Source organism: Dietzia sp. DQ11-44, from assembly GCF_014145205.1.
Taxonomy (GTDB): domain Bacteria; phylum Actinomycetota; class Actinomycetes; order Mycobacteriales; family Mycobacteriaceae; genus Dietzia; species Dietzia natronolimnaea.
On sequence record NZ_JAALEC010000416.1, the window covers coordinates 1 to 4,861 of the forward strand.

General features: G+C 69.7%; 6 protein-coding genes and 1 pseudogene. 3 read left to right on the top strand and 4 right to left on the bottom strand.

Going from position 1 to position 4,861, the window contains the following annotated elements:
- Positions 1–1,346, bottom strand: a 1,346-nt coding sequence (locus G6018_RS10835; RefSeq protein ID WP_182639585.1) for a neutral/alkaline non-lysosomal ceramidase N-terminal domain-containing protein, incomplete at its 3' end; no start/stop codon positions are given.
- 195 nt (positions 1,347–1,541) lie between these two features.
- On the bottom strand, positions 1,542–2,144 hold the full coding sequence (locus tag G6018_RS10840) for a superoxide dismutase (protein ID WP_031265000.1): 603 nt from the start codon (positions 2,142–2,144) through the stop codon (positions 1,542–1,544).
- Between the two features lie 160 nt (positions 2,145–2,304).
- Here G6018_RS10840 and G6018_RS10845 point away from each other — a divergent pair, with 160 nt between their 5' ends.
- A complete protein-coding gene (locus G6018_RS10845) occupies positions 2,305–2,745 on the top strand; it encodes an NUDIX domain-containing protein (RefSeq protein WP_304813335.1) in 441 nt (146 codons plus the stop codon).
- Between the two features lie 15 nt (positions 2,746–2,760).
- Here G6018_RS10845 and G6018_RS10850 read toward each other — a convergent pair whose 3' ends face one another.
- Complete coding sequence (locus tag G6018_RS10850) at positions 2,761–2,934, bottom strand: hypothetical protein (protein WP_179524212.1); 174 nt, start codon at positions 2,932–2,934, stop codon at positions 2,761–2,763.
- A 104-nt stretch (positions 2,935–3,038) separates the two neighbouring features.
- Here G6018_RS10850 and msrA point away from each other — a divergent pair, with 104 nt between their 5' ends.
- Positions 3,039–3,716, top strand: a complete 678-nt coding sequence (gene msrA, locus G6018_RS10855) for a peptide-methionine (S)-S-oxide reductase MsrA (RefSeq protein WP_182639586.1) — start codon at positions 3,039–3,041, stop codon at positions 3,714–3,716.
- A 353-nt stretch (positions 3,717–4,069) separates the two neighbouring features.
- On the opposite strand, the gene G6018_RS10860 is transcribed toward msrA, so the two are convergent.
- On the bottom strand, positions 4,070–4,273 hold the full coding sequence (locus G6018_RS10860; protein ID WP_007629661.1) for a cold-shock protein: 204 nt from the start codon (positions 4,271–4,273) through the stop codon (positions 4,070–4,072).
- 270 nt (positions 4,274–4,543) lie between these two features.
- Here G6018_RS10860 and G6018_RS10865 point away from each other — a divergent pair.
- Positions 4,544–4,861 (top strand): annotated as a pseudogene (locus G6018_RS10865) (pyruvate kinase); the annotation flags it as partial.

Below are 4,861 nucleotides of genomic sequence, written 5' to 3' on the forward strand. Positions count from 1 at the left end.
GGGTACACGCGTTGGATGGCGTGCGGCACAAGACCGACGGGAAGCAGCACGTCCTTGGCGCCGTGCGCCTCTCGTAGCCAGGCGGGGATCACGAGCTCGGAGATGGCTCTGACCTCCGGGTTCCCGCCCCGGTCACCCTCGTTGAAGGGCAGCTCCTCGGCGCCCCCGCCGTCCTCCTGGCTGCCGGCGGCGAACGCCGCGCCGAGGGCCGCCACCGCGGTCCGGTGTGTGCGGCCGTCGCCGGTGAACTCCGGCCGCACGTCGACCGCCGACATGTCGACCCAGCGGTGGCGGACGTCGATCCCGCCACCGAGCGGGCGGACGTTCCGGCCCACCTGGTCGCGCGCGGCGGCGAACTGACGCTCGCCGTTGATACGGGTGTTGAGCCACTCGTCCGGCGTCGGCCCCCGACCGGGTTCGAGGTCGAGGTTGGGGCTGACGTCGCCGGGGTTGGTCTGAGCGAAGGCGGTCACCAGTGCCGGGGTGCCGCCGGCCAGGTAGTCCTGGCCCGCGGCCTCGCGCTCCCAGTACCAGGCGGCGTACCCCTTGTTGTCCGAGGAGGAGAGTGCGTTGGCGGCGGTCATGGAGGTGGCGTGCGAGGCGAACCAGTTGATCACCCCGACGAGCCGTTCACCCCTGGTGATCTGCAGGGACTGTGACCGGGGGTCGATGCCGGTGGGGAAGTGCGCGCGTTCGTCGGCGGTGTCCCGGTCGAACGAGCCGCGGGAGCGGTTGACCCCCGCGTCGTACAGGTGGCCCGTGGTGACCCCGACGCTCGACGGGGCGAGGTCGTGGTGCGCCATTCTGACGGCGTCGACGATCCCGGCGCAGTTGGCGTCGAAGGTGACGGGCCGGAACCCGAGCATCGACAGGTCGACCATCGGGTGACCGGACGTCCCGCCGGGTGCGGCGTGGGTGTGCGTGGCCGTGATGACCACGTTCCCCTCGTGATAGGTGTCGCCGAACTCCGCGGACAGGCGTCGCAGGACCTCCTGTTGGATGGACTGGAAGATCAGCCCGATCTCGGCGGTCACGTGGACGAACCTGGGTGACGACGGCGAGTCGGCGAAGACGAACGCCCGGGCCCGCTGCCGCAGATGCAGACCCCCGGAGTGCTGCTCGGTGTCGGCATACCCGTTCATCCCGGCCCCGAGGGATTCCCCGGTCATGTCGCCGATGCCCCGCCCCACGTACATGCGGGTGGCCTGCGCGGGCGCGACCGCGGGCAGGACGGAGTGCAGTGCGACCACACTGCCGAGGGCGGCGGCCCCACCGAGGACGGTGCGGCGCCGGATGCCGCGATGACCGGCTCCGTGGCGGTCGGTGACGTGGTGAGACATCGGCATCGGGCTCCCAGGGTGCTCGGGCGGCTGGTGACCTTGGTCACCTCATGGGACGTCAGAGTACCCAACTGGACGCTTGACCGGGGAGGGCCCCGGGTGGACGAGGACGGGTACCCGGGCGACGAGGACGGGCACCCCTGTGAACGAGGACGGGCCCCCGCGCGGCTGCACGGGGGCCCGTTCGTCGGATGGGGGTGGTCAGCTCTTGGCGGCGGCGTAGCGCTCGGCGACGTCCGCCCAGTTCACGACGTTCCACCAGGCCTTGACGTAGTCCGGCTTGACGTTCTTGTACTGGAGGTAGAAGGCGTGCTCCCACATGTCCAGCATGAGCAGCGGGGTCATGTTGATCGAGATGTTGCCCTGCTGGTCGGTCAGCTGCTGGATGATCAGGCGCTGTCCGATGTGGTCCCAGCCCAGGACCGCCCAGCCGGACCCCTGCAGGGTGGTGGCGGCGGCGTTGAAGTGGGCCTGGAACTTGTCGAACGAACCGAACTCGGCGTCGATCGCGGAGGCCAGCTCGCCCTCCGGCTTGTCGCCCCCGTCGGGCGACATGTTCTGCCAGAACACCGAGTGGTTGGTGTGGCCACCGAGGTGGAAGGCCAGGTTCTTGCTGAGCAGCGGAGCCTTGGTGGAGATGGTGCCGTCCTCGCGCGCGGCGGCGAGCTGCTCGAGCGCGTCGTTGGCGCCCTTGACGTAGGTGGCGTGGTGCTTGGAGTGGTGGAGCTCCATGATCTCGGCGGAGATGTGCGGCTCCAGCGCGCCGTAGTCGTAGGCGAGGTCGGGAAGAACGTACTCGGCCATAGTGGTGAGTCCTCTCAGTTGGGTGACGGGCTGCGCGTGGGACCTGCCCATGGCGCCCGTCACGACGTCCGGTTCCCACCATAGTGATCGCACACCGGCGGTGTCGGCCACCGGCGCAGCGGCTCCGTGGGTACCCGCCCGACCTGCCATGATCGGAGGCGTGGATCATTCCGGTTCGACCCCTGTCCGCGTCATCTCCGTCTCCGCGGTGGTCCTGACCCGGCCGGACGGGGCCGTGGTGACCGTGCGCAAGACGGGCACGGACCGCTTCATGCTCCCCGGAGGCAAGTGGGAGCCGGGGGAGTCCCCGCTGGCCTGCGCGGTCCGCGAGCTCGGGGAGGAACTGGGGTTGACGATCGCCCCGGAACTCCTGACCCCGCTCGGGCGGTTCGACACCGCGACGGCGAACGAGCCCGGGTTCAGGCTGGTCTCCGAGGTGTTCGCCGCGGAGACGGAACAGGACATGGAGCCCCGGGCGGAGATCGCCGAGGCCCGCTGGCTGACGTCCGCCGAGGTCCGGGGCGTCGCGCAACTCCCGGAAGACCAGTGCGCGCCATGGGCTCCGCTACTGGTCAGGGTCGCTCGCGAGGGCTTGGCGTGACGGGGTGGCCGCCGATCAGACGGCGAGGATCGCGATGAGTGCGAGGAGCAGCAGGGCGGCGGTGAGGACGCTGACGGCGAGGTTCCGGTGACTGACGTGGTCACTGCACCCCGACCCCTCGAAGGGCTGGGACGAGCCGCGGTCGAGAATGTCGTGCAGCTGCTGTGCGGCGGGCTTTGAAGCGGTCACGTCGAGCTCCCCACTGGTCGATCTGCGGCCCACCCTATCGCGAACTATGGTGTTCGTCACATCACGTCCGGATCACGCGGCCGCCGCGGGGTTACCCTGGCTCCATGGGCTGGCTACAGGACGCGATCAGACAATCGACGATGCGCACGGCGACCGAGGTGATCGACGCCGACTCGGCTCTGCCGGGCAGATCCGAACCGGTCGCCGTGGCGCCGACCAACATCGTCACCGGCAACCCGATGGTGCCGCCGTTCCCCGAGGGGTACGAGACGATGGCGCTGGGGATGGGCTGCTTCTGGGGTGCGGAGAAGATCCTCTGGCAGCTCGAGGGGGTGTGGACCACGGCCGTCGGCTACGCGGGCGGGTGGACACCCAATCCCACCTACGAGGAGACCTGCACGGGGGCGACGGGCCACACCGAGGCCGTCCTGGTGGTGTTCGACCCCGAGGTGTTGCCGGTCGAGCGACTGCTCGCCACGTTCTTCGAGTGGCACGACCCGACCCAGGGCATGAGGCAGGGCAACGACATGGGGACGCAGTACAGGTCCGCGGTGTTCGCCACCACGACCGCGCAACTGGAGACGGCCCGTCGACTGGGGGCCGCCTATGAGAAGGAACTGGACGCGGCCGGCCGCGGGCCCCTGACCACCGAGTTCGGGATGTTCGGAGAGGTCCGGTCCGGCGAGTTCGCCTACGCCGAGGACTATCACCAGCAGTACCTGGTCAAGAACCCCGGCGGTTACGACTGCCACGTCCGTAGCGGCGTGGCCTGCCCGATCTGAGGTCCCGGGGAGCCGGCCTTCTCGGCCCTTTCCGCCCCGCACCTGCCCCTGCCGTCCCCGCTCGCCCCCTCGGCTGCGGCAGGCGCTCCCGCGGATGATCGCCTCGGCGAGATCCGCTCCCGGGCATGAACTCCGGCGTGAGCCGTGGGGCGGGCCGCTGTTCATTGCCAGGGGCGGATGGCATCCGCGCGCGCGGATGACGGGGAGCAGAGGCGGATGGCAGACACACCCTGTGGTGGGGAGGCGGTCCCGTCAGCGGGTGTGTGCTCGGGACATGCGGAAGGGCCCGGCCGGGATCTCTCCCGGGCCGGGCCCTTCACGTCGATGCGGCGTCAGATCTCTCTGACGTCAGATCACATCGGGGTGATGTTCTCCGCCTGCAGGCCCTTGGCGCCCTGCGCGACGTCGAAGGAGACCTGCTGGTTCTCCTCGAGCGAGCGGTAGCCCGAGCCCTGGATGGCGGAGAAGTGCGCGAAGACGTCGGCGGAGCCGTCGTCGGGGGCGATGAAGCCGAAGCCCTTGTCAGCGTTGAACCACTTCACGGTGCCGGTAGCCATATTGGCGTCCTTTCGAGAGTCGGCACTCCGCTTGTCGGAGTACCAGATGATGCAGCAGAGAGCGTGCTGTGTGTTTCCCTGCGGTGCCGCATCGTTCTCTCGCAAGAACGGTGGATCTACAGAAATACAACGTACGTTTTCAACTACTGAGCAGAACCCTACAGTCTCAGAGCCGGTCCGTCACCCCCACGGGGTGTCCGGCAGGTGAATTCGCCGTTCCACCTCGGTTCCAGGGCGTTCCGACGGGCGTCCGACGGCGAGACTGGGCGGGTGTACTCCGACCTGACCCGCGAACTCGATTCCCTCCTGGGAGACCTCGGCCCCGGCCGTGCCGGACGGGCACGGGACATGGAGCGGGTGGACCCGACCCACCGTGGGGGCGCCCTGAACCTCGTCGACTACGCGACCCTGCGCCGGCACGACCTCCGGGATCTGCAGGACCGACTGCTCGACGCCGGCGTGTCCCCGCTCGTCGGCTGCGAGGACGACGTGGAGGCGGCACTCCGGGCCGCCCGTGCCGCTCTGGCCGCGCTCGGGGGGCAGGACCCGACGCGCTTCGTCGACCGTCACACCACGGCTACGGCGCGT

What these genes read in the sequence shown, in the direction of transcription:
- G6018_RS10840 (WP_031265000.1), bottom strand. Translation starts at nt 2,144, where the DNA reads ATGGCCGAGTACGTTCTTCCCGACCTCGCCTACGACTACGGCGCGCTG.
- msrA (WP_182639586.1), top strand. Translation starts at nt 3,039, where the DNA reads ATGGGCTGGCTACAGGACGCGATCAGACAATCGACGATGCGCACGGCG.
- G6018_RS10860 (WP_007629661.1), bottom strand. Translation starts at nt 4,273, where the DNA reads ATGGCTACCGGCACCGTGAAGTGGTTCAACGCTGACAAGGGCTTCGGC.